Source organism: Vogesella amnigena, assembly GCF_042648905.1.
GTDB classification, from domain to species: domain Bacteria; phylum Pseudomonadota; class Gammaproteobacteria; order Burkholderiales; family Chromobacteriaceae; genus Vogesella; species Vogesella amnigena.
On sequence record NZ_JBHRYH010000002.1, the window covers coordinates 110,660 to 137,588 of the forward strand.

23 protein-coding genes are annotated in these 26,929 nt (G+C 62.2%); 14 read left to right on the forward strand and 9 right to left on the reverse strand.

Annotated elements, in window-relative coordinates; all coding sequences use genetic code 11:
- The first annotated feature begins 2 nt into the window (after window positions 1-2).
- Window positions 3-2,828 carry a DNA polymerase I gene (polA, locus tag ACFOKJ_RS00945; RefSeq protein ID WP_390276256.1) on the forward strand — a complete coding sequence of 942 codons (2,826 nt, stop codon included), beginning with the start codon at window positions 3-5 and terminating at the stop codon, window positions 2,826-2,828.
- A 75-nt stretch (window positions 2,829-2,903) separates the two neighbouring features.
- On the opposite strand, the gene ACFOKJ_RS00950 is transcribed toward polA, so the two are convergent.
- The gene (locus ACFOKJ_RS00950; protein WP_390276107.1) at window positions 2,904-4,574 is read right to left on the reverse strand and encodes a sensor domain-containing diguanylate cyclase; all 1,671 of its coding nucleotides are present in this window, start codon (window positions 4,572-4,574) and stop codon (window positions 2,904-2,906) included.
- A gap of 181 nt (window positions 4,575-4,755) precedes the next feature.
- Here ACFOKJ_RS00950 and cysG point away from each other — a divergent pair, with 181 nt between their 5' ends.
- From cysG to ACFOKJ_RS01010, 12 genes are all read left to right on the forward strand, one after another.
- Window positions 4,756-6,162: a siroheme synthase CysG gene (cysG, locus tag ACFOKJ_RS00955; protein WP_390276108.1), complete on the forward strand. Its 1,407-nt coding sequence runs from the start codon at window positions 4,756-4,758 to the stop codon at window positions 6,160-6,162.
- Between the two features lie 58 nt (window positions 6,163-6,220).
- A complete protein-coding gene (locus ACFOKJ_RS00960) occupies window positions 6,221-6,634 on the forward strand; it encodes a PTS sugar transporter subunit IIA (RefSeq protein ID WP_390276109.1) in 414 nt (137 codons plus the stop codon).
- Complete coding sequence (locus ACFOKJ_RS00965) at window positions 6,615-6,884, forward strand: HPr family phosphocarrier protein (RefSeq protein ID WP_390276110.1); 270 nt, start codon at window positions 6,615-6,617, stop codon at window positions 6,882-6,884. The genes ACFOKJ_RS00960 and ACFOKJ_RS00965 overlap by 20 nt, the downstream gene beginning before the upstream one ends.
- A 50-nt stretch (window positions 6,885-6,934) precedes the next feature.
- The gene (gene ptsP, locus ACFOKJ_RS00970; RefSeq protein ID WP_390276111.1) at window positions 6,935-8,674 is read left to right on the forward strand and encodes a phosphoenolpyruvate--protein phosphotransferase; all 1,740 of its coding nucleotides are present in this window, start codon (window positions 6,935-6,937) and stop codon (window positions 8,672-8,674) included.
- 17 nt (window positions 8,675-8,691) lie between these two features.
- Window positions 8,692-9,783, forward strand: coding sequence for a putative lipopolysaccharide heptosyltransferase III (rfaQ, locus tag ACFOKJ_RS00975; protein ID WP_390276112.1), 1,092 nt, complete (start codon window positions 8,692-8,694; stop codon window positions 9,781-9,783).
- A complete protein-coding gene (locus ACFOKJ_RS00980; protein ID WP_390276113.1) occupies window positions 9,780-10,919 on the forward strand; it encodes a glycosyltransferase family 4 protein in 1,140 nt (379 codons plus the stop codon). Before rfaQ ends, ACFOKJ_RS00980 begins: the two co-directional genes overlap by 4 nt.
- Window positions 10,916-12,040, forward strand: a complete 1,125-nt coding sequence (locus ACFOKJ_RS00985) for a glycosyltransferase family 9 protein (protein WP_390276114.1) — start codon at window positions 10,916-10,918, stop codon at window positions 12,038-12,040. The genes ACFOKJ_RS00980 and ACFOKJ_RS00985 overlap by 4 nt, the downstream gene beginning before the upstream one ends.
- Before the next feature lie 5 nt (window positions 12,041-12,045).
- Complete coding sequence (locus ACFOKJ_RS00990) at window positions 12,046-13,281, forward strand: O-antigen ligase family protein (protein ID WP_390276257.1); 1,236 nt, start codon at window positions 12,046-12,048, stop codon at window positions 13,279-13,281.
- A gap of 4 nt (window positions 13,282-13,285) precedes the next feature.
- Window positions 13,286-14,398: a glycosyltransferase family 4 protein gene (locus ACFOKJ_RS00995; RefSeq protein ID WP_390276115.1), complete on the forward strand. Its 1,113-nt coding sequence runs from the start codon at window positions 13,286-13,288 to the stop codon at window positions 14,396-14,398.
- 17 nt (window positions 14,399-14,415) lie between these two features.
- The gene (gene msbA, locus ACFOKJ_RS01000; RefSeq protein WP_390276116.1) at window positions 14,416-16,164 is read left to right on the forward strand and encodes a lipid A export permease/ATP-binding protein MsbA; all 1,749 of its coding nucleotides are present in this window, start codon (window positions 14,416-14,418) and stop codon (window positions 16,162-16,164) included.
- A gap of 202 nt (window positions 16,165-16,366) precedes the next feature.
- Window positions 16,367-16,903 (forward strand): GspH/FimT family pseudopilin, encoded by a 537-nt coding sequence (locus ACFOKJ_RS01005; protein WP_390276117.1) that lies wholly within the window; start codon window positions 16,367-16,369, stop codon window positions 16,901-16,903.
- Entirely contained in the window at window positions 16,900-17,316 is a 417-nt protein-coding gene (locus tag ACFOKJ_RS01010; RefSeq protein WP_390276118.1) for a prepilin-type N-terminal cleavage/methylation domain-containing protein, read from the forward strand. Before ACFOKJ_RS01005 ends, ACFOKJ_RS01010 begins: the two co-directional genes overlap by 4 nt.
- Before the next feature lie 3 nt (window positions 17,317-17,319).
- On the opposite strand, the gene ACFOKJ_RS01015 is transcribed toward ACFOKJ_RS01010, so the two are convergent.
- The 8 genes from ACFOKJ_RS01015 to ACFOKJ_RS01050 form a co-directional block, all read right to left on the reverse strand.
- Window positions 17,320-17,694: a type IV pilus assembly protein FimV gene (locus ACFOKJ_RS01015; protein ID WP_390276119.1), complete on the reverse strand. Its 375-nt coding sequence runs from the start codon at window positions 17,692-17,694 to the stop codon at window positions 17,320-17,322.
- A gap of 81 nt (window positions 17,695-17,775) precedes the next feature.
- Entirely contained in the window at window positions 17,776-18,864 is a 1,089-nt protein-coding gene (gene aroB, locus ACFOKJ_RS01020; protein WP_390276120.1) for a 3-dehydroquinate synthase, read from the reverse strand.
- A gap of 1 nt (window position 18,865) precedes the next feature.
- Window positions 18,866-19,399, reverse strand: a complete 534-nt coding sequence (aroK, locus tag ACFOKJ_RS01025; RefSeq protein WP_390276258.1) for a shikimate kinase AroK — start codon at window positions 19,397-19,399, stop codon at window positions 18,866-18,868.
- 33 nt (window positions 19,400-19,432) lie between these two features.
- Window positions 19,433-21,535 (reverse strand): type IV pilus secretin PilQ, encoded by a 2,103-nt coding sequence (locus tag ACFOKJ_RS01030; protein WP_390276121.1) that lies wholly within the window; start codon window positions 21,533-21,535, stop codon window positions 19,433-19,435.
- Complete coding sequence (locus ACFOKJ_RS01035; RefSeq protein WP_390276122.1) at window positions 21,532-22,050, reverse strand: pilus assembly protein PilP; 519 nt, start codon at window positions 22,048-22,050, stop codon at window positions 21,532-21,534. Before ACFOKJ_RS01035 ends, ACFOKJ_RS01030 begins: the two co-directional genes overlap by 4 nt.
- Before the next feature lie 12 nt (window positions 22,051-22,062).
- Entirely contained in the window at window positions 22,063-22,680 is a 618-nt protein-coding gene (gene pilO / locus ACFOKJ_RS01040) for a type IV pilus inner membrane component PilO (protein ID WP_390276123.1), read from the reverse strand.
- Entirely contained in the window at window positions 22,677-23,243 is a 567-nt protein-coding gene (locus ACFOKJ_RS01045; protein WP_390276124.1) for a PilN domain-containing protein, read from the reverse strand. The genes pilO and ACFOKJ_RS01045 overlap by 4 nt, the downstream gene beginning before the upstream one ends.
- Window position 23,244: 1 nt before the next feature.
- Window positions 23,245-24,366: a pilus assembly protein PilM gene (locus ACFOKJ_RS01050; RefSeq protein WP_390276125.1), complete on the reverse strand. Its 1,122-nt coding sequence runs from the start codon at window positions 24,364-24,366 to the stop codon at window positions 23,245-23,247.
- Window positions 24,367-24,504: 138 nt separating this feature from the next.
- Here ACFOKJ_RS01050 and ACFOKJ_RS01055 point away from each other — a divergent pair, with 138 nt between their 5' ends.
- Window positions 24,505-26,877: a penicillin-binding protein 1A gene (locus tag ACFOKJ_RS01055; RefSeq protein ID WP_390276126.1), complete on the forward strand. Its 2,373-nt coding sequence runs from the start codon at window positions 24,505-24,507 to the stop codon at window positions 26,875-26,877.
- Window positions 26,878-26,929 lie beyond the last annotated feature (52 nt).

Here is a 26,929-nt window from a genome sequence, read left to right on the forward strand (position 1 = left end):
TTATCGCCTTTATGAAAACGTTGTTATTGATTGACGGCTCTTCTTATCTGTACCGCGCCTTTCACGCGATGCCCGACCTGCGTTCTCCGCAGGGCGAGCCGACCGGGGCGATCTACGGCATGGTGAACATGCTGGCCCGCCTCTGCAAGGAAGTACGGTTCGATTATAGCGCCTGCATATTCGACGCCAAAGGCAAGACCTTCCGCGACGAGCTGTACCCGGAATACAAGGCCAACCGGCCTTCCATGCCCACCGACCTGGCCGCGCAGATCGCCACCGTGCACGAAGTGGTGCGCGCCAGCGGCTGGCCGCTGCTGATGGTGGATGGCGTGGAGGCCGACGACGTGATCGGCACCCTGGCACGCCAGGCCGCTGCCGAGGGCATGCAGGTGATCATCTCCACCGGCGACAAGGACATGGCGCAGCTGGTGACGCCGCAGGTAACGCTGGTCAACACCATGACCAACGAAACGCTGGATGAGGCCGGGGTGAAGGAGAAATTCGGCGTGCCGCCGACGCGCATCATCGACTACCTGACGCTGATCGGCGACAAGGTGGACAACGTGCCCGGCGTGGACAAGTGCGGCCCCAAGACCGCGGTGAAATGGCTGGAGGAATACGACAGCCTGGACGGCGTGATCGCTCATGCGGCCAACGTTGGCGGCAAGGTGGGTGAGAATCTGCGCACCGCACTGGAGTGGCTGCCGCGCGGGCGCGAGCTGATCACCATCAAGTGCGACGTGGCACTGGCTGCCGAGCTGCCGGCCGGCATGGAAAGCCTGCTGCATGGCGAGCGCAACCTGCCGCGGCTGGCCGAGCTGTTCAGCGAGTGCGGCTTCCGCACCTTCCTGCGCGAAGTGCAGCAGGCGATGGGCGCTGCAGAACCGGCCGCCGAGGTGGTAGCCGAGGCTCCGGCAGCGCAGCCAGCCAGCAGCGGCGACCTGTTCGGGGCGACTACGGACCTGTTTGCCGAGCCGCCGGCGCCTGCGGCCAACCCTGCCGTGCCAGCCGCTACCCAGCTGGCGCGCCACTACGAAACCATCCTTGACGATGCGCAGCTGGAGGCATGGCTGCAAAAGTTGGCCGCTGCCGACATCGTGTCGCTGGATACCGAAACCACCAGCCTGGACCCGATGCAGGCACGTATCGTCGGCCTGAGCTTTGCCATCGAACCCGGCCACGCCGCCTACCTGCCGCTGGCGCATCGCGGCCCGGACGCACCGCAGCAGCTGGAGCGCGATGCCACCCTGGCGCGGCTCAAGCCGTGGCTGGAGGATGCCGGCAAGAAAAAGCTGGGGCAGAACCTGAAGTACGACCGCCATGTGCTGGCCAATCACGGCATCACCCTGCGTGGCGTGGCCGACGACACCCTGCTGGCGTCCTACGTGATCGAGAGCCACCTGCGCCACAATATGGATGACCTGGCCAGCCGCCACCTGGGCGAAACCACGGTCAGCTACGAGGAAATCTGCGGCAAGGGGGCGAAGCAGATCGGCTTCGACGAAGTGGCGGTGGACGTGGCGGCCAACTATGCGGCGGAAGATGCCGACATCACCCTGCGCCTGAACCAGTATTTCGCGCCGCTGCTGACCGGGCGGCTGCTGAGCGTGTACCGCGACATCGAGCTGCCGGTGGCCGAGGTGCTGTTCAAGATGGAGCGCAACGGCGTGCTGATCGACCGCGACATCCTGGCGGCGCAGAGCCACCAGCTGGGCAGCGAGATGCTGCGCCTGGAGCAGGAGACTTACGCACTGGCCGGCCAGCCGTTCAACCTCAATTCGCCCAAGCAGCTGCAGGAAATCCTGTTCGGCAAGCTGGGTATCCCCACCAAGGGGGTAAAGAAGACGCCCAGCGGCGGTTTCTCCACCGATGAAGAGGTGCTGGAAAAACTGGCGCTGGATTACCCGCTGCCCAAGCTGATCCTGCAGTACCGCAGCCTGGCCAAGCTCAAGTCCACCTATACCGACAAGCTGCCGACGCTGATCAACCCGCAAACCGGCCGCGTGCACACCAACTATGCGCAGGCGGTGGCGATTACCGGGCGCCTGGCCAGCAACGATCCCAACCTGCAGAACATCCCGGTGCGCACCGCCGAAGGCCGCCGTGTGCGTGAGGCCTTCGTGGCCACGCCAGGCTATGTAATCGTCAGCGCCGACTATTCGCAGATCGAGCTGCGCATCATGGCGCACCTGTCTGGTGACGAAGGCATGCTGGCGGCGTTTGCCAGTGGCGAGGACATCCACAAGGCTACCGCCGCCGAGGTGTTTGGCGTGCCGCTGGCCGAGGTCAGCGGCGAGCAGCGCCGCGCTGCCAAGGCCATCAACTTCGGCCTGATCTACGGCATGGGCAAGTACGGCCTCGCCTCGCAATTGGGCATCAGCAATGATGCCGCGCAGCAGTATATCGACAGCTACTTCCGCAAGTATCCGGGCGTGGCCGACTACATGCAGCGCACCCGCGTTGCTGCCGCCGAGCAGGGCTACGTGGAAACGGTATTCGGTCGCCGCCTGTACCTGCCGGAGATCCGTGCGGCCAACCAGGCGCGCCGTGCCGGCGCCGAGCGCGCGGCAATCAACGCGCCGATGCAGGGCACCGCCGCCGACCTGATCAAGCTGGCGATGCTGGCGGTGCAGGGCTGGCTGGAAGCAGAGCAGCTGCAGAGCAAGCTGATCATGCAGGTACACGATGAACTGGTGCTGGAAGTGGCCGAGGCCGAGCTGGCGCAGGTACGCGAGCGATTGCCACAGCTGATGGCCGGCGCAGCGGCGCTGAAGGTACCGCTGCTGGCCGAGGTTGGAGTGGGGCCGAGCTGGGAGGCCGCGCATTGAGCGCGGGCTGATTGCATCCGGAAATACCATGCGGCCAACCTTTGCGGGTTGGCCGCATGTTTTTTGGGGCCGCTGCTAGCTGTCGCCGAGAGCCAGGCAGACGCGGTTGCGGCCTTCGTGCTTGGCCTGGTACAGCGCCTTGTCGGCCTGGCGGATCAGGTCGCCCAGCGCCATCTGCTGGCCATCCAGGCTGCACACACCGATGCTGACGGTAATGTCTATCTGCTGCTCCTGATGCAGCACGCTGCTGCCGCTGACCGCCTTGCAGATGCGCTGTGCCGCGGCCACGGCTTCCTCGTGACCGGCGCCCGGCAGCAGGGCGGCAAACTCCTCGCCGCCCATGCGGCAGATCAGGTCGCTACCGCGCAGGCCATCCACCAGCAGGCGGGCAAACAGCTGCAGCACGGTATCGCCGGCTTCGTGGCCGAAACGGTCGTTGATGGATTTGAAATGATCCAGATCCAGCATCAGCAGGCTTAGCGGACGGCCACTCTGGCGCGCTTCCTGGAACGCCTTGCCGGCCAGCTCCATGAAGTGGCGGCGGTTGGTCAGCCCGGTCAGCGCATCCTGGGTGGCCAGCTGGAACAGCTGGCTGGCGCGGCGCTCCTGCTGGATGGCGATGGCCATCAGGTGCGAGGTGCGCCGGATGATGTTCAGCTCGTCGTCCTGCGGGCTGCGCGGTTCGGAAAAATAGGTGGCAAAGGTGCCCAGCACGCGGCCATCGTGCGCCAGGATCGGGTGCGACCAGCAGGCGCGCAGCGGAAATTGCTGTAGCAGCCCGGTATACGCCGCCCACAGCGGGTCATGCAGCACATCGCTGACGATTACCGCCTCGCCACGTGTCGCACAGGTGCCGCAAGAGCCGACGCCCTCGCCGATGGCAATGCCGTCGATGCTGGCCTTGTACTCTTCCGGCAGGCCCGGCCCGGCGGCTACCTGCAGGTGCTCGCCATCCGGCTGCAGCAGCATGATGGAGTTCATCGCGCCCGGCAGGTGGCTGTCCATCATGCGGCAGGTCCAGTCCATCACCTCCGGTAGCGGCCGGTCGTTGGCCAGCATTTCCAGCAGCCGGTTTTCATCGGCCTGCCACAGGCGGTTGGCGTGCTGGTGGGTGATGTCGCGTTCGATGCACAGCAGGCTTTGCAGCATGCCGCTGTCGTCGTATTCCGGCAGCAGCCTGGCTTCGAATACCAGGTGCTGCTCCGGCAGGTTGGCTTCGGTTTCGAAGGTGTAGGGCTGGCCGCTGTGCAGCACTTGCTGCCGGGCATGGCGCATGGCATCCACCATGCTGCCTGGCAGGCCACGGTCATCGATGCCGAGGCCGACGTGATACAGCGGTGGCAGCGAGGAGTAGCGTGCCAGTGCACTGTTGACGAACAGGCAGACCAGGTCGGCATCGTAGCGGCTGATGATGTCCGGCGAGTTTTCCACCAGGGTACGGAATGCCTGCCTGTCCTCACGCACGCTCAGTAGCAGGCCGTCCGACAGCGGAGTCAGCAGCCAGTCCAGCAGCGTGCCATGGTGGAAATGTTGCCAGGCCCATGCCTGCGGCGACGGTTGCTGCAGCTGCTGTAGCACGGCGCCGGGCAGTAATTGCGCTGGCAGTGTCTGACCGCAGGCAAGCGGCGGGCATTGCAGCAGCAGTTCGAAACGCTGGGTCACGAAGCGGACCCGCAATGCTGGGTCCAGCAGCAGGTAGCCGCCAGGCAGGGCACTGAGGATGGTATGCAGGCTGGGATCCGGCACGATCCGCTCCATGGTTGCGGGTAGTCGGGAATGAACTTGCCCGGTGGAAATGATGAACAGTGTGATTGTAGCGGTAATGGCCCCGAAAACAGCAGCGGAATCTGGCTTGGCGGCATGTTTGCCAATCGCCAAGGGGCGCTTGAGCGGGTATGCTCGACGGGATTATCGATAGGAGCGGTCTGTGGAGTATTTCCCCATCTTTCTGCGGCTGCAGGATGAGCCCTGCCTGCTGGTGGGCGGTGGCGAGGTGGCCTTGCGCAAGGCGCGGCTGCTGCGCAGTGCCGGAGCCAGGCTGACTGTGGTGGCACCGCAGCTGGCGCCCGAGCTGGCGGCCATGGCGGCCAGTGGCGAGATCCGGCATCTGCCGCGTGAGGTGGCAGCAGAGGACGTTCGTGGCTACCGGCTGGTGGTGGCTGCCACCGACCAGCGCGAGGTGAACCGCCTGGTGTCGCAGGCGGCGCAGGCACAGGGTATTCCGGCCAATGTGGTGGACGATCCCGAGCTGTCCAGCTACATCACCCCCGCGATTGTCGACCGCTCGCCGCTGGTGATCGCGGTATCCACCGGTGGCGGTGTGCCGGTACTGGCGCGGCTGGTACGCGCCCGGCTGGAAAGCATGATCCCGGCCGGTTTCGGCAACCTGGCACGTTTCGCCAGCCGCTTCCGCGACCGGGTAAAGGCGCGTTTCGGCAATGTGGAGCAGCGGCGCGCGTTCTGGGAGTCGGTGCTGGAAGGCCCGCTGGCCGAGCGGGTGATGAATGGCGACGAAGTCTCTGCCGAGGCCGAGATGCTAGCCAGGTTGGCCGCAAGCGATACGCCGCCTTCCGGCGCGGTCTACCTGGTGGGAGCCGGCCCCGGCAACCCGGATCTGCTGACCTTCCGCGCCTTGCGGTTGATGCAGCAGGCCGACGTGGTGTTGTACGACAATCTGGTGGCCGAGCCGCTGCTGGAGCTGGTGCGCCGCGATGCCGAGCGCATTTTCGTGGGCAAGCAGCGTGCCAATCACACCCTGGCGCAGGAAGACATCAACAGCCTGATGGTGCGCCTGGCGGGCGAGGGCAAGCGCGTGCTGCGGCTGAAAGGCGGCGACCCGTTTACCTTCGGTCGTGGCGGCGAGGAAATCGAGGCGCTGGCGGCGCAGGGTATTCCGTTCGAGGTGGTGCCGGGCATCACCTCGGCCAGCGGCGCGGCGGCCTATGCCGGCATTCCGCTGACCCATCGCGACCACGCGCAGTCGGTGGTGTTTGTCACAGGTCACAAGCAGGACGGCAGCATTGCCCTAGACTGGCCGGCGCTTACCCGCCCGCAGCAGACCGTGGTGGTGTACATGGGACTGACCATGGCAGCGGAACTCTGTACCGAGTTCATCCGTCATGGCAAGGCCGCCGCCACGCCGGCGGCGGTGATCGAACGTGCCACCACCAGCAGCCAGCGTACCGCGATTGGTACACTGGAAACCTTGCCTGGCTTGATCCAGGCGCATAGTATCAGTTCGCCCGCGCTGATTATCGTGGGCGATGTGGTGGCGCTGTCGTCGCGGCTGGGCTGGTACCGCCGTGCCGAACCGGCGCCGGGAGCGGCGGATTGAGCATCCGTCAGGCCGTGATGCGGCCAACACAGCCGGCCAAGCCGGAAGTAGACGAGACATGGTTGGTGTATTGATTATTTCGCACGGCAATCTGGGACACAGCCTGGCCGACTGCGCACGCCACGTACTGGGGCGGGTGCCGGACAATCTGGCGGTGATGGCCGTGGAAAAACACGAAGACCCGGAAGACAAGTTCCGCGAAGCCGGTGCACTGGTCGCCTCCCTGCAGCAGGGAGACGGCGTGCTGCTGCTCACCGATATGGTGGGGGGCACACCGGCGAATATCACCTGGCGGCTGGTAGAGGCCGGCAAGGTGGAAGCGGTGGCCGGCATCAACCTGCCGATGCTGGTGCGCGCGCTGTGCTACAGCAGCCAGGCACTGGAAGTGGTGGTCAGCAAGGCCATCACTGGCGGGCTGGAAGGGGTCTACTACATGCTGCCAGAGGGGAAAGATGCAGAAACTAGAGATTGAGATCATCAACAAGCTGGGCCTGCATGCACGGGCATCCAGCAAATTCACCCAGACCGCCAGCCGCTTTCGTGCCGAGGTGTGGATCGCGCGCAATGGCCGCCGTGTCAATGGCAAAAGCATCATGGGAGTGATGATGCTGGCTGCCGCCAAGGGCGCGCTGGTGGAGCTGGAAACCAATGGCGAGGACGAAGAGGCCGCCATGGCTGCGCTGGTGGAGCTGATCAACAACCGCTTCGACGAGGCGGAGTGAGCCGGCGGGCTGCCAGCGACAGATAACAACAAAGGGCGGGGGAGCGAACAATGAGCATCATCTTGCACGGCGTGCCCATCGGTGGCGGCATCGCCATCGGCCGGGCGCACTTGTTGACCCAGAGCATGGATGACGTGGTGCATCTGGCGCTGGACGACGACGAGATTCCCGCCGAGCAAGCCCGCTTCGACATTGCCGTACGCGACACCCGCAAGCAGCTGGAAATGCTGTGGGGCACCATCCCCGAGAATGCCCCGGCCGAGCTGGGGGCGTTCCTGTCGCTGCACATCATGCTGTTGTCCGACCCCACCATTTCGCGCGAGCCCCGCGAGCTGGTGGAAAGCCAGCGCTGCAACGCCGAATGGGCGCTGAAACTGCAGTGCGACACCCTGGTGGCGCAATTCGACGCCATCGAGGAAGACTATCTGCGCGAACGCAAGCACGATGTGCTGCAGGTGATCGAACGCATCTTCAAGAACCTGGGCGGCCACAGCACCGAGCTGCAGATCGCCGAGGATCTGGACGAAGACACCATCCTGGTGGCGCACGACCTGTCGCCAGCGGACATGGTGTACTTCAAGGAGGCCAATGTGGCCGCCTTCGTTACCGATGTCGGCGGCGCCACCAGCCACACGGCCATCCTGGGCCGCAGCCTGGACTTGCCGTCGGTGATTGCGCTGCACCACGCGCGCGAGCTGGTGCGCGAAGAGGAAATGATCATCGTCGATGGCCAGCAGGGTGTGCTGATCATCGACCCGCCGGTTACCGTGCTGGCCGAGTATCGCCGCCGCCAGCGCAACTGGGTGGAAGCGCGGCGCAAGCTGTCCAGTATCCGCAAGACCGATGCCATCACCCGTGATGGCACCCCCATCGAGCTGCTGGCCAATATCGAGCTGCCGCAGGATGCGGCCAACGTGCTGGACTCCGGCGCGGTGGGTGTGGGCCTGTTCCGTAGTGAATTCCTGTTCCTGGGGCGCGACAGCCTGCCGTCCGAGGACGAGCAGTACAGCGCCTACCGCGCAGTGGCCGAGGCCATGCGCGGTGCGCCGGTAACGGTGCGCACCATGGATCTGGGCGCCGACAAGAACCCGCGCTGGCTGGGGCACGGCAGTGCCGAGAACCCGGCGCTGGGCCTGACCGGCATCCGCCTGTGCCTGGCCGAGCCGCTGATGTTCCGCGGCCAGTTGCGTGCGCTGCTGCGCGCCAGCTGCCACGGCAAGATCCGCATCCTGTTCCCGATGATCAACAGCCTGTCGGAACTCAAGCAGGCGCTGGCGCAGCTGGAATATGCCAAGAGCGAGCTGCGCGAGGAGGGGCTGGCGTTCGAGCAGGAAGTCGAAGTCGGCGCCATGATCGAGATTCCGTCCGCCGCGCTGGTGGTGGGCAGCCTGCTCAAGCACGTGGATTTCCTGTCCATCGGCACCAACGACCTGATCCAGTACACGCTGGCCATCGACCGTAACGACGATTCGGTGAGCCATCTGTATGACCCGGTACATCCGGCGGTGCTCAAGCTGATCTCGCACACCATCAAGACTGCCACCAAGGCCGGCAAGCCGGTATCGGTGTGCGGCGAGATGGCGGGCGACGCGCGCCTCACCCGCCTGCTGCTGGGCATGGGCCTGCGGCGCTTTTCCATGCATCCGGCCAACCTGCTGCAAGTAAAGCAGAATGTGCTGGATGCCCACCTCGATGAAGTCGGACCGCACGCTGCCCGTATCCTGCGCAGTGAAGACCCTGATAAAATCGCCGATCTTCTGCAACAACTTAATGCTGGGCCGGGCGCCTGACCCGGCTTTTTTCTTTCATGCTCAAGGACGCCATCGATTTGTCCGCCGTACGGCGCGTGCTGGTTATCAAGCTGCGTCATCACGGCGATGTACTGCTGAGCTCGCCCGTGCTGTCGGTATTGAAAAATCATGCCCCGCACGCCGAGATCGACGCGCTGGTGTATCACGACACCCGCGAGATGTTGTCCGGCCATCCGCAACTGAGCGAGCTGTTCACCATCGATCGGCAGTGGAAAAAGCTGGGCCCGCTGGGGCAGCTGCGCGCCGAATGGCAGCTGTTGTCGCGGCTGCGTGCCCGCCAGTATGACCTGGTGGTGCACCTGACCAACCACAACCGTGGTGCCTGGCTGGTGCGGCTGCTGCAGCCGCGCTGGGCGGTGGCCGCCATCGGCCACTTCGGCAAGTTCCTGTCGCGCGGCTTCAGCCATCTCTATCCAGAGATCGCCGGCAATCGCCGCCATACCGTGGAAATCCATCTCGATGCCTTGCGGCGGCTGGGAATCCAGCCGAGCGACAAGGAGCGTCGCCTGCAGCTGGCCATTCCTGAGGCCGCGCGTGAAGCGGTGCGAGCCAAGCTGGCCGCCAAGGGCGTGAGCGGGCGCTACGTGCTGGTGCATCCCACCTCGCGCTGGCTGTTCAAGTCCTGGCCGGTGGAACGCATGGCGGCGGTGATCGACGGGCTGACCGCTGCCGGCGATTGCGTGGTGCTGTCGGCGGCGCCGGATGCGGCGGAGCTGGCCATGGTGGCGGATATCCAGGCACGGCTGAAGCGTCCGGTGGTGAGTCTGGCAGGCGAGCTGACCCTGAAGCAGCTGGGCGCGCTGATCGATGATGCCGAGCTGCTGTTCGGTGTCGATTCGGTGCCGATGCACATGGCCGCAGCGCTGCAGACCCCGTGCGTGGCACTGTTCGGCCCCTCCGGCGATATCGAGTGGGGGCCGTGGCAGGTAGCGCACCGGGTGTTGACATCCGATATGCCATGCCGCCCGTGTGGCAAGGATGGCTGCGGTGGTGGCTGGCGCAGCGAGTGCCTGGTACGTATCGAGGAGCCGCAGGTGTTGCAGGCCATTACCGAGCTGCGCCGCGAAGTGGGGCAGCCAGCATCATGAAAACACTCGCCATCGTGCGACAGAAATACAATCCGGCCGGCGGAGCCGAACGCATCGTCAGCGCCATCCTGCGCCAGCTGCGCGGGCGGCCGGACATCGACGCCTACCTGATCAACCGCAAGTGGCAGGCCATCGACGGCATCAAGGGAGTGTCGGTGAACCCGTTCTACCTGGGCAATGTTTGGCGCGACTGGAGCTTTGCCCGTGCCGCGAAGGCACGCTGGCAGCAGGACGGCGCCAGCTTGGTGCAATCGCATGAACGCATCCCTGGCTGCCATGTCTACCGTGCCGACGATGGCGTGCACCGTGCCTGGCTGGCCTCGCGCCGTGGGGTGAAAGGGCCGCTGGGCAGGCTGGGCATGCTGTGCAACCCGTATCACCGCTACATGTTGGCCGCAGAGCGGGCGATGTACCTTTCGCCGGCGCTGAAAGGTGTGATCTGCATCTCGCAGATGGTCAAGAACGACATCGTCGCGCATTACGGTGTGGCGGCAGACAAGTGCCATGTGATTCTCAACGGTATCGATACTGCCTTCTTCAACCCACAGGATGCTCGCGTCAGCCGTGACAGCTTGCGTGCTGAACTGGGCATTCCAGCGCAGGCGCCGGTGCTGGTGTACGTCGGCTCCGGTTTCGAGCGCAAGGGCGTGGCGCAGGCATTACAGGCCGTCAGCCAGCAATCCGAGGTGTGGCTGGTGGTGGTGGGGGGCGACAAGAAGCTGCGCCATTACCAGCGGCTGGCACAGCAGCTGGGCGTGGCGGCGCGGGTGCGCTTCACCGGCGCGCAGTCCGATGTGCGCAGCTATTACGGCATGGCTGATGGCTTCATCCTGCCGGCGCTGTACGAGCCATTCGGCCTGGTGGTGAGCGAGGCAATGGCCTGCGGCCTGCCGGTGCTGGTCAGCAGCCGGGTAGGCGCCGCCGAACTGGTCGAGCCCGGCCAGACTGGCTGGATCAGCGCACCACAGGACGATGCCGGCTGGCGCCAGGCGGTGGCGGCCTGGCTGAACGCGCGTGCGCGTTGGCCGCAGATGGGCGCGACTGCGCGCCAGCAGGTGGCGGCGCTTACCGAACAACAGATGGTGAACAGCATGATTGCGTTGTACGAGCGCTGGCTGGCAGGCGAGGCGGCATGAAGAACAGCCGAGTTCCCGGCCGCCTGCTGATTTTCGCCTTGCTGCTGCCGCGGTTGCTGTTTGGCTGGCTGCGCCGCAAGCCGGAACCGGAGCAGGTGCGGCGCATCCTGGTATTGCACCAGTTCCTGCTGGGTGATGCCTTGCTGGCAACCAGCCTGCTGGCCAAGCTGCGGCAGCAGTATCCGACTGCCGAAATGGTATTGGCCTGCCCACCCTTGCATGCCAGCCTGTATGCGAACCACCCTTACGGCGTCACGGCCATGGCATGGCAGCCGCGCGACTTCGCGTCGATCCGCCGGCTGTTTGCCCTGCCACGCTTTGATCTGGTGCTTCTGGTTGGTGAAAACCGGCTTGGCTACCTTGCCCGTGCGCTTGGTGGTCGCTGGATTGTTGGTTTTGCTGGCGAGCAGCCGGCATACAAGAACTGGCTGGTTGACGAAAAGGTTGCCTATTCCACCGAGCCTACCGCCTGGGCGGATACCGCAGCGGAACTGCTGCCTGGCCCGCCCCCTCGACCTTTTGACATTGCGGACTGGCCAATCTTGGGCGTGGTGCCAGTGTCGTTACCTGCGCGTTACGCTGTCTTGCACGTGGGAGCCAGTTCGGCCAGCAAATGCTGGGCACCAGCCAACTGGCAACAACTGGCCCACTGGTTGCGGCAGCAGCAAATCGGCGTGGTGTGGAGCTGCGGCCCTGGTGAAAGCGCCTTGCTGGATGCAATAGCGATCGATAGTCACGATCAGGTCATGGCAGGCAATCTTGATTTGCCGCAGTTACGCGCCGTATTGGCTGGCGCCTGCGTGGCTGTCTGCCCTGATACGGGAGTGGCGCATCTGGCAAAGACCGCGGGCACGCCGCTGGTGATGCTGTTCGGCCCGGGCAGTGCCGCGATCTTTGGCGCCAGCAGATTCTTCTCGCGCTATCCCTGTATCGCGGTCGGGCCGGAGTGGTTCCCTTGTCGTAATGATCGCTCGGTACATCATAGGCCGGTTGATTGGGCTTTACGCTGTGATCGGCGCATTGGGGCAGAGCCTGGAAAATGCAAGCAGGCATTGTGCATGGCGGTGATTGATGTGCGTGATGTGATTATTGCTGTTGAAAAATTATTAGAAAAAGCGTGAATACCATGGTGGCTGTACGTGATGGATTGCTGTTGCTGGTGGTTGCCTTGTTCTTTGCCGCAAGCATAACGATTTCCGGCGTGGCGAATGCCACAGTGTTTTTGTTGTTCCTGTTATCGCTGCTGTTTTTGAATACGAGAAAAACCAGTGAACAGAAATTATATGTGATCGTTTTTGCCATGCCCCTGCTGCTGGCGGTGCTACAAATGGCCATGGGCTATCCGGTGTCGACCAAGGCCCTGGATGCGCCATCCCGTCTGTTTCTGGCGGCAATGGGTGTATTTTCTCTGGTATGGCTACGCACGGACTACCTGCTGCGGGCGATTGCGTTGCTGGTGTTGGCCGCTGTTGGCGCCGGGGTATGGGGCTATCTGTCTACACATGTGCCTGTCTATTTCTGGGGGGATGGTACTCGGGCCTGGAATGGCTTCAGCAACCCGATACCATATGGCGTGTTAGCCGTCATGTTCGGCTTCCTGTCGCTGTTGCTGCCGAACCGATTGTTGTCAAAAAATGATGCGCTGGCCTGGGGTATCAAGTCGCTGGCCATGACATGTACCGCTTATGCCGGCTATATGGCGCAGACACGCTCGTCCTTATTGATCGTGCCATTTTTATCCTTGCTTGCCCTGCGCTACTACTTCGGTAATAACTGGCGGCGTGGCCTGATGTATTGTCTTCCGGTATTTGCCATGCTGGTGTTGTTCGTGGCCTGCACCGAAAATAAAATCAAGAACAGAATTAATGAAGGGGTGAATGATTTCGTGGTTATTGATCATGATGTCAATACCTCAATGGGCTTGCGGGTTGAGATGTGGCGTACGGCTTGGCTGATTTTTCAGGAGCATCCGGTTCTTGGTGTGGGTAAGGCTGGCTATTATCCAACTATCGGACAGTGGGCCAAGGACGGGAAAGCCAGCCCCTACGTGAGCAGTGCACCACACCCACATAACGAGCTATTGAATATGGGCGTCGAAATGGGGGTGTTCGGCTTGCTGGCTGGACTGTTGCTGTATCTGTTTCCCTTGCGATTGTTCTGGAAAAGTATGCGGGAGCAGGATGCGACACTCCGTTTTGCCGGGGCTGCTGGTTGCGTGGTGGTAACCGCATTTCTGATTGCCGGCACTATGGATGTTTATTTCTGGATTGTGTCGCTGACCGCTATCTATGGCATGGCCGTTACTGTTTTCTATGCATTAATCCTGGCGCGGCGTAGAGAACTGGCGATGGTAGGAGTCTGAGCGGGTGACAATAGCTATCAAGGCCGTGATTTTCACCGAATCCTCCCGCAATGTCGGTGGCCAGGAGCTTCAGTTGATGCAGCAGATGGAGGCGCTGCAGCAGCAGGGCATCGCTTGTACCCTAGTGTGCCTGCCGGGCGGCAAGGTGGATGCCCAGGCGCGCGCGCGCGGGCTGACGGTGGTGAATGCGGCGTTTCGCAACAGTGCGCACCTGCCCACTATCCTGACCTTGCGCGCCCTGCTGCGCCATACCCGGGCGCAGATGATTATTTGCCACAGCGGGCATGATGCCAATAATGCGGCACTGGCGGCCCGCCTGCTGCGACCGAGGCCGTTCGTGCTGCGCTCGCGTACCTACCTGGCCGGGCGGGTTAAGCCACTGCCGTACAATGTGCTGGCGGATGCCACCATGGTGCCCAGCCATTATCTGCGCAATGCGCTGCTGGCGAACCCGGCCATCCGCCCGGAGCGCATTCACGTGGTGTATCCCGGCATCGATTTTGCCGGCATCGACAGCCGCAGCCAGCAGCCGCTGCCGGAGCACGTTGCTCGCTGGCTGGCGGCCGGCACCGGCCCGCTGCTGTTGCATGTGGCGATGTTGCGTGGCGAGAAGGGGCATCTGCTGATGCTGGAGGTGTTGTCTCGCCTGCTGCCACGTTGGCCGCAGTTGCGCTACCTGATTGCTGGCGAGGGCGAGGCTCGTGCCGTAATCGAGGCGCGTATCGCTGCCTTGCAGCTAGAGCGGCAGGTGTTGCTGGCAGGCTCGGTACTGCCGGCCAGCTGTCTGTACCGCCATGCCGATCTGCTGGTGATGCCATCCAGTTACGAGCCGCTGGGCATGTCGCAGATCGAGGCGCTGGCGCAGGGAGTGCCGGTGGTGGCCAGCGATACCGGCGGCATTCCCGAAACCATACATCACGGTGATACCGGGCTGCTGGTGGCTGCGGAAGATGTCGATGCCTGGGTGGCCGCCATCGACCAGGCACTGTCGGCGCCGGAGCGCATGCGTGCCATGGCGGCAGCCGGCGCGCGCGATGTTCGCAGCCGTTTTTCGGTGGCGCATAATCTGCAGCAGATACTGGCGCTGCAGCATGCCTTTGCTACCCGTCAGTCGTGATACCACAGAGAATCAACGTGCATACATCTACTAGAAGCAGCCTGGAAATCTATTTGCGCCTGCTGCAATACCTGAAGCCGTACTGGAAGGTGTTTCTGCTGTCGCTGGTGTCGATGACCATCGCCGCGCTGACCGAACCGTTCTTTGCCCGCCTGATGAAGCCGCTGATCGACGGTGGCTTCGTCAACCGCGACCGCTCCGCCATGGTGTGGGTGCCGCTGGCCATCATCGGCGTGTTTGCGGTGCGTGGCATTACCACCTTCGTCAATGAATACAGCTCCAGCTGGCTGACGGGCCATCTGGTGCAGACATTGCGCGAGCAGATGTTCGCCAAGATGCTGCGTCTGCCGATTCACTACTATGACGACAACCAGTCCGGGCGGCTGGTATCGCGTATTTCCTACGATGTGAACCAGGTCACCGAGGCCGGTTTCAACGTGATTACCGTTACCGTGAAGGACGGCGTCACCGCGCTCAGCCTGCTGGCCTGGCTGCTGTACCTGGACTGGCAACTGACGCTGATCTGCCTGGTGGTGCTGCCGGTGGTGACGGTATCGATGCGCAAGGTGGGCAAGCGTCTGCGTGGCCTGTCGATCCAGAACCAGCAGAACATGGCGCAGCTTACCCAGGTGCTTAGCGAGAGCATCGATGCCCAGCGGGTGGTCAAGGTGTACGACGGCTACGCCCTGGAGCAGGGGCGCTTTCACGAGGCGGCCATCGCCCTGCGCCGCAATCAGGTGAAGCAGAGTGCTGCCAGCTCGGCCAACACCGGTGTCACCCAGCTGGTGATCGCGGTGGCACTGGCCGCGATCCTGTACTTTGCCACCCTGCGGGCGCAGCACGACAGCTTCACCGCCGGCGACTTCATGTCCTTTCTTACCGCCATGATGCTGCTGTTCGCACCGGTCAAGCGCATTACCGGCGTGGCTCAGGCCCTGCAGCGCGGTCTGGCCGCAGCGGACAGTATCTTTACCTTTCTCGATGAGGCGGAAGAGCCGGATAGCGGCAAGCAGCCGTTGCCGCAGACGCGCGGCGGGCTGTCGTTCCGTGATGTGGCGTTCCGCTACCCTGGCGCCGAGCGAGATGCCTTGTCCGGACTGACGTTTGAGGTGCCGCCTGGGCAGACCGTGGCGCTGGTGGGATCATCCGGCAGCGGCAAGACCACGCTGGCCAGCCTGGTGTCGCGTTTCTATCTGCCCAGCGGTGGCCAGGTCCTGCTGGACGGCCTGCCGCTGAGCGAGATCCGTCTGGCTGACCTGCGCCGGAATATCGCGCTGGTAAGCCAGGACGTGGTGCTGTTCAACGATACCGTGGCCGCGAACATTGCCTATGGTGCCCTGCGTGGCACGGACCGGGCCAGTATTGTCGAGGCAGCGCGTGCGGCCAACGCGCTGGAGTTCATCGAGTCGCTGCCGGAAGGCTTCGATACCATGATCGGCGAGAATGGTGCCAAGCTATCTGGCGGCCAGCGCCAGCGGCTCGCAATTGCCCGGGCCTTGCTGAAGAATGCGCCGATCCTGATTCTGGACGAGGCCACCAGTGCCCTGGATACCCAGTCGGAGCGGCTGGTACAAAGCGCGCTGGAAAACCTGATGAAGGATCGCACCACACTGGTGATTGCTCATCGCCTATCCACCATCGAGCATGCCGACTGCATCGTGGTGATGCACCAGGGACGCATCCGCGAAAGCGGCAGCCACCAGCAGTTGCTGGCACAAGACGGCATGTATGCCCGCTTGCACCAACTGCAGTTCAAGGAGAGTTGAGCCACGTCTTGGGCCGTAAATGGCTAAGCCTCGAACGCCGGGACAAGGCTTTGCCTTGCCCGGTGTTTTGCTGTCTGTGGCATGGCAGTTGCACTCAGCTGCGCATTTCCCAAGCAATCGTGATCTAGGCCGCAGGTAGCGCGACGCAGGCGCTGCACACAGTTTCCAATATGCCCGTAATGTCCATGGCATGGTGGCTGATATGCGGCAACTGCACGGTTTCACTCTTATCGAACTGCTGGTGGCACTGAGCCTGTCGCTGATCATGCTGCTGTATGCCGTAGCGGATATCGGGGCGCGCATCCGGCTGATTGGCTATCAGTCGGCATTGCAGCAGCTGTCGGCACAAATGGCACGGGCCAGAAGCGAGGCGCGTTTGCAGCGCCTGCCGGTACATGTCTGTGCGGCCAACCTGAAAATCAATCTGGATCCGCAAGGCTGTAAACCGGTGCGGGCTGGTGGTGGGCCACAGGTATGGGCCCAGGGTGCCATGCTGTATGTGGATCGCCCCGGTGGTCGTAGCGGTGTTTACGATTCCAAGGAGTTACTGCAGCTGGCTGAACTGGCCCCCGGCATGATGCTGTCGCTGGTGTCCGCGCAGCCGCAGCTCAGCTTCCATCGTAACGGGCTACTGGCGGACAGCTGGGCCGAATTCGAACTGAAGGCGGTGCAGGATGGCTGGTGCCAGCGTTTGCGCATTTACAAGGCTGGCATTACTACCCAGCTGGCCTGCCCATGAGAGCCGCTGGGTTTACCCTGCTGGAACTGCTGATGGTGCTGTTGTTGGGCAGCGTGCTGACACTATGGGGCGTACAGAGCTATCGCCAGCAGCTACAGCAGCAGGAAGTGGCGCAGCTAGCGGTACGTCTGAGAGCATGTGCCGTGTTTCTGGAGGAGTACTACGTACGCCATCTCCGCTACAAGGCCACCGCTTATACCTGGCCGGTGCTGCCGTACAGTCGATACCCGGATGCTGGCGAGCTGCGCTATCACATCAGTTTCGGCAGCAGCGCCCGCAATACGGATAATGGCTACTACGTGTTACGAGCGGTGGATGCGGCAGACAGCAGGCGCTATGTCGAGCTGACGCAAACTGGCATGTTGAAGTTCTGCCAGCCCGAGGCTGGCCGCAGCATCTGTGCCCGCTTGTAGTGCTCAGTTCGGCTGGAACAATGGATGACGTGGTGCCAGTTCGCGGCCTTCCGCGGTAATGATCTGCCATACCGGCAGGTGGGCAAGGCGCGGTTGCAGGTACTGTGCCAGGGCAATGTAGGCGTGGCTGTCCAGCAGGTAGGAATAGGTCTGCAGCAGCAGCAGTTGCGCCGGCAGGTTGTCCGGCTCGTGCTTTACCGTGTACAGCAGCACGCGCAGCGCTTCCTTGCGCTTGCCGTAGGACAGAAATATCTCCGCCTCGGCTATCGGATCAATGCCGCGTTGCTGCGGGGGCACGAAGCGGCCAATACGCAGCAGGCTGGTCAGACTATCCAGCGTGCTGGCCTTGCTCAGTCTGGAAATCCATTGCGGATACATGGTTGGCTCTCCCTATTGGTGGAGAAATTGTCCAATTTGTATCGGCAACGGGCAATTCGTAGAAATGCGTATAAACAGCGGCTATGCTTTTTCAATAAAACGACCGGTGAACAGCTCATGCAGTATCTGCTGCGGCAGCGGTGCGACATATGCCTGCCCCAGGCTTTGCAGCAATACGAAGCGGATTTCGCCCCCGCTTACCTTTTTGTCATGACTCATCAGCTCCAGCCAGGTTTCCACTCCCAAGTCTGGGCTGATGGTGGGCAGGCCGGCTAGTTCAAGCAAATGTCGTACGCGCTGGACATCGCTTTCTGTCAGATTACCGATCAGTCGTGATGCTTCCGCTGCCAGCAGCATGCCGGCACCCACCGCTTCGCCATGCAGCCAGGTGCCAAAACCGAGGCCGGCTTCGATGGCATGCCCGAAGGTGTGGCCCAGGTTCAGCAGCGCGCGCACGCCTTGCTCTTTTTCATCCTGCGAGACGATATCGGCCTTCATGGCGCAGGAGGTCTGCACCGCGTGGGCCAGCGCTGTCTTGTCCTTGTTGCGCAGGGCCGCAATATGCTGCTCCAGCCAGCCGATGAACTCGGCATTGCCCAGCAGACCGTACTTGATGACTTCGGCCAGGCCGGCAGACAGCTCGCGCGCCGGCAGCGTATCCAGCAGATCCATGTCGGCAATCACGGCCCTTGGCTGGTAAAACGCCCCGATCATGTTCTTGCCCAGTGGGTGGTTGATGGCGGTTTTGCCACCGACCGAGGAGTCGACCTGGGCCAGCAGGGTAGTGGGAATCTGGATGAATGGCGCACCGCGCTGGTAACAGGCGGCGGCAAAGCCCACCATGTCGCCGATCACGCCGCCACCGAGGGCGATCAGCGTGGTGTTGCGCTCACAGCGATGCTGCAGCAAGGCATCGAAGATCAGGTTCAGGGTTTCCCAGGTCTTGAAGTCCTCGCCATCCGGCAGGATCACCGGAATGACTTCCACGCCGGCACGCTCCAGTGTCTGGCGTAGTGGCGCCAGGTAGAGCGGTGCCACGCTGGTGTTGCTGATCAGCGCGACTTTCCGGTGCCGGATATGCGGCAACAGCAGATCCGCCTTGTCGAGCAGCTGTTGCCCGATGTGAATGGGGTAACGGGTGTCCGGCAGGGCGAGATCGAGTGTAATCATGTCAGGTTTGTTGATTGAGCAGACGTTGTTCCAGGCGCTGGACCAGGCTGTTGACATTCTGGGAGCTGGTGTCGATCACCAGGTCGGCGATTTCCATGTACAGCGGGTCGCGCTGCTGGTAAAGCTGGGCCAGCTTTTCGCGTGGATTTGCGGTTTGTAGCAGGGGGCGGCTCTTGTCGTGCTTGGTGCGCGCCAGGATGTCGTCAATCTGCGCGCGCAGGTAGATGACGGTGCCATTGGCTTTCAGGGCCTGGCGATTCTCCACGGCCAGGATGGCGCCACCACCAGTGGCCAGCACGATATTCTGCAGCTGGCACAGTTCGGCAATGATCTGTTTTTCGCGCTCGCGAAAGCGCGACTCACCTTCGATATCGAAAATCGTGGTGATCTTGACGCCGGTCTTGCGCTCGATCTCGTGATCCGAGTCGTAGAAGGTTTTGCCGGTGTGCCGTGCCAGGGTGCGGCCAACGGTGGTTTTTCCCGCGCCCATCAGCCCGACCAGAAAGAAATTGCCTGCCAGTTCCATGGCAGGCATTGTATCGGAATGCATCAGCAGCTGTCGCCGTATTTAGCGGGTGATCAGCTCGCTTTCGACGATACGCGGGGTGATGAATACCAACAGTTCCCGGCGGTTGTTCACTACCGATTTATTGCGGAACAGGGCTCCCAGCACCGGGATGTCGCCCAGCAGCGGTACCTTGTTTTCGGCATTGCTGGTGTCCTGAGTGTAGATGCCGCCAATCACCACGGTGCCGCCATTCTGCACCCGGACTTCGGTGCTGATGGTCTTGGTGTCTATCGCCGGTTCTCCACCCACGGAGAAAGTACTACTGGGGCTATCCTTCGAAATATTCAGTTTCAGTATGATGTCTTCATCGGGAGTGACCTGCGGGGTGACGGTCAGGTTGAGCTCTGCTTTCTTGAAACTGGTATTGACGGTATTGGCCGTGCCACTGGTGTACGGGATATCGGAGCCTTCCGAAATGGTGGCGGAAGTACGATCCGCTGTCAGAATGCGTGGGCTGGAGACGATCTTGCCCTGACCTTCCGCCTGCATGGCGGACAGCTCCAGACCGATGATGCTGCTGGCGCTGCGGTACACGGCGCCAATGCTGGCACCGCCCAGACCGGCGGGCAGGTTGATGTTGGGGCTGAAGGAAATGGTTCCACCATCATTGAAAGTGCCGACAGATGTGTCGCCGCCAATCTTGTTGATCCCCAGTTTCACGCCGAGATCACGCTGGAAGTTGTCCTTGGCTTCCACGATGCGTGCCTCGATCAGCACCTGGCGCAGCGGCGTATCCAGGGTCTGGATGATCTTGCGCAGCTCTTCCACCACCGAGACCCTGTCCCGCACGATCAGCTTGTTGGAACGCGGGTCGACCACCAGACCGGTGAACTTGGCATTGTCGGCAACGGTAGTGCCATCCTGCACATTGTCCAGCGTGGTGCTGTTGCGGTACACCGCTACTAGCTGGGTAAGCGCATCCTTGAACTCTTCCACCGCCCGGTAGCGGATCTGGAAGGTTTCGGTAATCAGCGGTTCGTTGTTGACCTTTTGCCGCTGTGCCGAGGCAGCATCCTTTTCTGCGGCCAACAGTTCGGCACGCGGGGCGATACGGATCACGTTGCCAACCTGGCGTTTTTCCAGGCCGCGCTGCGCCAGAATCAGGTCCAGCGCCTGGTCCCATGGCACATCTTTCAATCGCAGGGTGAGGGAGCCATTTACCGAGTCACTGATGATGACGTTCAGACCGGTGAATTCAGCGATTACCTGCAGCAGCGAGCGGACTTCCACGTTCTGGAAGTTCAGCGACAGTTTGTCACCCTTGTACGGGTTCTTGCCCTGGGCCAGCAGCTGCGCCTCCTGCTCTTCGGTTGACTGCTTCTGGATTTCCACCACCAGGCGGCGATCGGTCTGGTAGGAAGAGTAGGTCCAGTTGCCTTCGGCCTGAATGGTTACGCGGCTGCCGCTCGGCTGGTTGCTGGCATCGATGCGCGAAGCGGGAGTGGCGAAGTCGGTAACATCCAGGCGGCGCTCCAGCGCACGCGGTATCTTCACTCCCGGCATATCCACCACCACGCTCTTGCCTTCGCGGCGGATATTGACCGGAGTATTGGCACTAGGCAGATCCATCACGATGCGCGAGCCGCCGGCATTGCCGCGACGGAAGTCCAGCCCGGCCAGCAGGCCGTTGGGGGCGATGGCGCCCGGTGAGGCGGCCACCACTGGCGGCAGGATTTCGGTTGGTGGCTCGGTGGCCTGGCTGCTGCCAGTGCTCTGTCCGGCACCGGACAGGGTAACCAGGATGCGGTTGCCGTCCTGCTTGCTGCTGTAGGATGCCGGCTTGGTTAGCGAAAGCACCAGGCGGGCCTTGTCCTGGCCCTCCACCAGTGTGGCGCTGCTGATCAGGCTACTGCTCAGTGCCAGCTGGTTCTTGCCGGTGTTATTGCGGGTGGCCGGGAAGTCGAAGGCGATGCGCGGCGGCGATGACAGGGCAAAGCTGCGTGGAGCGGTGCTGCCATCGGCAAAGGTGATGGCCAGCACCTGCTCATCCTGGGTGCTCTGCACCAACTTGACATCGGTAATGGCGCTGGCGGCCCAGGCCGGCAGGCTCAATCCAGACAGCAGCAGGGCCGAGGAAAGCAGCGTCAGCGAAATTCTTTTCATGGGGTTTTTCCTTGTTCCAGCTGCAGGAGGAGGTGATTGTCCTGCTTGACCCATTCTCCGTTGATGTCTTCTACCGTCTCTTCGAGCCGGACTTCCGTTTCCGAGATGCTGCGCACGATGCCGTAGTTGGGGCCGATAAAGCTGCCGACGCGGATCTGCTGAATACCGATGTCCGGTGTTCTGATCAACCCGATCCGGCCGCGCTTGAGCTGCACGGTGCCTACCAGCTTCAACTTGTCGAGGTCATAGTTTTCCAGCAACTCACGAGGGCGGCTGGCATCCGGCATGTTGCGAGTGGCCTTCTTGGCAATCTGCAGGCGATCGGTATTGAACGGCGGCACCAGGTTCTGGCCGCTGAAGGCGGCGGGAACATATGGCGTCATCGGCGGGATGGGCTCGATGCTGCCCTTGATGTCCTTGCCGGCTTGCTGCATCCATTGCTCGATGTCCTCGTCGGCGCGATAGCTGCAGGCGCTGAGCAGGGTGGCGATAAGCAGGGTAAGTAACAGTTTCATGTCATCGCCCCACTATTTGGCCGGGGCCGCTGCCGCGGTTTCGGTGGGGTCCAGCGCACGGTAGGTGCGCGCCACGGCATCCATGCCCAGGCGCTGTTCGCCTGTTCCTGCGCCCAGCGGGCTCAGCACGATATTGCCGATGGTGACGATGCGCGACAGCTTGGCTACATCGGTAGCAAATATGGCCAGGTCGTTATAGCTGCCAGTGAGGCGAATCTGGATCGGCAATTCCGACAACTGGTCATTGCGGATCTCCGCCGATGGCCGGAACAGGTCGAACTGCAGGCCGCGGCCAACCCCTGCCTGGTTGATTTCGGTTAGCAGCGAGTCCATCTCCGACTTGCTGGGCAGCTGCTTGAGCATGGCGCTGAACGATTCTTCGATGGCGGCCAGCTGCGCCTTCAGCGCTTCCAGGTTGGCTACCTGCTGTTTCTTGTTGAGGAAGGTGTCCTTCAACTGCACCTCCTGCTGTTGCTCCTGCTCCAGCTTGGCGTACATGTCGGCAAACAGCGTGTAGTAGCCAAGGCCGAAGGCCAGAGCCGCCATCAGCACCATGGCACCGATCTGGGCCGGCACCGGCCAGTTGGGCATGTCCTTGAAATCAAGCTGACGAATCTCGTCCAGGGTCATTTTTTCTCTCCCTGCGGCGGGGTGTTGTTGCGCAGGCTCACGTTCAGGCTGAAACGGCTGGCACGAATGCTGTTTTCCGTCGTGGCCGCCACTTCCACCAGTACCGGGTCGGCGAATACCTTGGAGCTGCTCAGGTTGCGCATCAGCAGCGACACCCGCGCGCTGGACAGCGCCGAGCCGGCCAGGCTGATGGATTGGCCGTTCTGGCTGAAGCTGCGCAGGTACACGCCTTCCGGAATCACCCGGATCAGATCATCGAAGATATGTACGGCCTGGCCGCGTTCGGTCTGCAGTTTCTCGATCAGCTGCTGGCGCGTCAGCAGGGCGGCGCGCTTCTGCCGCAGCATGTCGATATCTTTCAGCTGGGCATTGAGATGGTCGATTTCCTGTTGCAACCGGCTGTTGCGAGCCTGCTGCGAGGTAGTCCAGCTGTCCAGGGTCAGATAGGTGCCGCCCAGTACGGCCAGCACGGCAATTACGCTACCCGCCAGAATGCGCTGGAAGCGTTTGCGGTGTGCGGCGCGTTTCTGTTCGCGGTGCGGTAACAGGTTGATGCGGATCATGTCAGTCGAATCTCCGCAGGGCGAGTCCACAGGCCACCAGCAACGATGGTGCATCCAGCAGCAATTCCTTCAGCGGAATGCGCGCAGCCTGGGTCATGGTAGTAAACGGGTTGGCGATCATGGTGCTGATCTGGGTGCGGGACAATACCGCCTCATCCAGCCCCGGCAGCATGCTGCAGCCGCCAGCCAGCAGGATGTAATCCACGCGCAGGTACTGCGACACGCTCACCGTGGTGTAGAAGAATTGCAGCGCGCGCTGGATTTCCTGCGCCAGCGAATCCACGAACGGGTGTAGCAGCTCGCTTTCGAAGCTGTCCGGCAGCGTCATCGAGCGCTTGGCGGTTTCAGCATCCTCGAAGCTGTAGCCGAAGCGGCGCTGGATATCGCGGGTCAGCTGGCTGCCGCCAAACGGCTGTTCGCGGTAGTACAGCTGCTGACCATTGCGGATGATGGAGCAGTGGGTCTTGCTGGCACCGACATCGAACAGCGCGAAGGTCTGGTTCATGCCCTGATCCGGCAGCTGCTGCTGGATCTGTTCGAAGGCGGTCATCATGGCGAAGGCGTCGATATCGACCACCTCCACCTTCAGGCCGGCCATCTCCGCCACCGCCACGCGCTCTTCCACTTTTTCCTTGCGGGCGGCACAGATCATCACATCCAGGTCGCCGGAGCTGTTAAGCGATGGCCCCAGTACCTGGTAATCCAGGTTGACTTCGGCCAGCGGGAACGGAATGTACTGGTTGGCCTCGGTTTCCACCTGGCGCTCCAGATCGTCTTCCTCGGCGGCGGCCGGTACCAGGATCTTCTTGTAGATGGCCATCGAGGTGGGCAGGCTGATGGCCGCCCGGCGGGTGGAGCTGCCAAGGCGCTTGAGTGCGCGTTCAATGGCGGCGGCGACATCTTCCATATTGCTGATGTTGCCGTCGATGATCACGTCCTTGGGCAGCGGCTCAATGACGTAGTGTTCAAGCTGGGGTGTGTGGCCAACGGCACTGCATTCCACGATTTTGACTGCGGAACTGCTGATATCCACCCCCAGCAAGGAATGCTGGGGCGGCTTCAGCCAGCTGCCCAGTGCGTTCTGCATGCTGGAGAAGTCAAAGCGTCGTTTTTCTTCTGCCATGTATTGTGTATGGCCCGCCGTCATGCCGGCGGCCAACCTCCCTGGTTGCGGCGCGGGTTTGCTGCGCTTTGTTGCAAATCGTCGTGCGGCTCGACCATCCGGGTATAATGTCCCATCCCATTTATAGGCTAGAACATCATGCTCAAGCGTGTTGCGATTCTGATTGCTGGTCTAGTGGCCGGCGGCGCCGTGTTGCTGGCCGGCCTGCTCGCTATTGCGATCATCGTGACCTATCCACGGCTGCCGGATCTGGACATCCTTACCGACTACCGTCCCAAGATGCCGCTGCGCGTGTACACCGCCGACAATGTGTTGATTGGTGAATTCGGAGAAGAACGTCGTTCATTTACGCGAATCCAGGATGTGCCGCAAAACATGAAGCAGGCATTGCTGGCCGCCGAGGATGAACGCTTCTACCAGCACGGTGGCGTCGACTATCTGGGGGTGCTGCGTGCAGCACTAGGAAATATAGTATCCGGACGCACGCATTCCGGTGCAAGCACCATCACCATGCAGGTGGCTAAAAACTTTTTTTTATCGAGTGAAAAAACCTTCACTCGTAAATTCAATGAAGCGCTACTGGCTTTCAAAATTGAGCATACTTTATCGAAAGACCAGATTCTGGAGCTGTATATCAACCAGATATATCTGGGGCAGCGTGCCTATGGTTTTGCCGCGGCCGCCCAGGCCTATTATGGCAAGCCTTTGAATTCCTTGAGTATTGCCGAAATGGCCATGCTGGCTGGCTTGCCCAAGGCGCCATCCAGCTATAACCCGGTGGTAAATCCGGAGCGCGCGCGCCTGCGGCAACTGTATGTTTTACGGCGCATGTACGAGCTGCACTTCATTACCAACGAACAGTATGAAGCGGCCAAGACCGAAAAATTGGTGCTAGTGCGTCAAGCCAGTGATACCAGCCTGCCGGCGCAGTACGTGGCGGAAATGGTGCGCCAGGCCATGTACGGCCGTTACAAGGAAGCGGCGTATACCGAAGGTTACCGCGTATACACCACGCTGGACAGCCGGCACCAGCAGTGGGCGTTCGATTCGCTGCGTGCCGGGCTGATGGACTACGACCGTCGCCAGTCCTATCGCGGACCGGAGGCTTTCATCGATTTGTCGGCCATTCCCGAGGAAGAACTGGAAGAGTCACTGGACGAGGCACTGTCCAGTGTGCATGACAGCGGCAACTTGCAGCCGGCCATCGTGCTGGCGGCCAACCCGTCGCGGGTGCGCTTGTACATGCGTGGTGGGAAGCGGCTGGAAGTCAGCGGCAGCGGTCTGAGTTTTGCCCGTTTTGCGCTGTCCGAACGGGCGTCGCCGGCGCAGCGGCTGCGACCGGGCGCCCAGGTGCGGGTGGTGCAGGATGCGAAGGGCCACTGGCAGATCACCCAGATGCCGGAGGTCGAGGGCGCGTTCGTGGCGCTGGACCCGCGTACCGGTGCCATCAAGTCGCTGGTGGGCGGTTTTGACTTCAACCGCCGCAGCTTCAACCACGTTACCCAGGCCATGCGTCAGCCGGGCTCCACCTTCAAGCCCTTCATCTATTCGGCGGCGCTGGACCGTGGTTTTACCCCGTCCACGCTGATCAATGACGCACCGATCACCATCGATCCGCAGACCATCGGTGGCCAGAGCTGGGACCCGAAAAACGATGACGGCAAATATGCCGGCATGATCAGCATGCGCCGTGCGCTGGCACTGTCGAAAAACCTGGTGTCGATCCGCATCATGATGGCCATCGGCCCGGACTTTGCCCAGCAGTACGCGCAGCGCTTCGGCTTTGACCCCAAGAACATCCCGGCCTATCTGACCATGGCGCTGGGCGCCGGCCAGGCATCGCCGCTGCAGATGGCGGAGGCGTACTCGGTGCTGGCCAATGGTGGTTACCGTACCCGCGCCTACTTTATCGACCGCATCGAGAATGCCAGCGGTCAGCTGTTGGCGCGCACCCAGCCGGCGGTGGCCGGGCAGAACGCTCCGCAGGCCATCGACCCGCGCAATGCCTTCATCGTCAGCAATATGCTGCGTGACGTGCTGCGTTACGGCACTGCCAACCGTGCCATGGCGCTGGGACGCGGCGATATCGCCGGCAAGACCGGTACCACCAACGATTTCCGCGATGCCTGGTTTGCCGGCTTCAACCCGTCGCTGGTGGCAGTGACCTGGGTGGGCTTCGACCAGCCGCGCAGCCTGGGGCGCTATGGTTATGGCGGTACCGCGGCGCTGCCGATCTGGATGAACTACATGGGCAATGCGCTGAAAGGCGTGCCGGATATCGAGCTGCCGCCACCGCCTGGCGTAGTGGTGCGTGCCGGGGCCGGCCTGCGGGGCAACGACGAGTACTACCTGGAGGAATTCCAGAGCACCAATCCGGAGCTGCGCATCAATAACCGCGGCAGTGTGCCGGGTGGCGGTGCACCGGCGGTGGAATCTTCCGATGCCGCGGCCCAGGAGCCGGAGACACCAACGCAGGACGCAGTGGAAAACGTGAAGGAACAGCTGTTCTGAGCGGATGCCTGAAACAGCAACGGCCCGGGGGCGTGTTTCCCCGGGCCGTTTT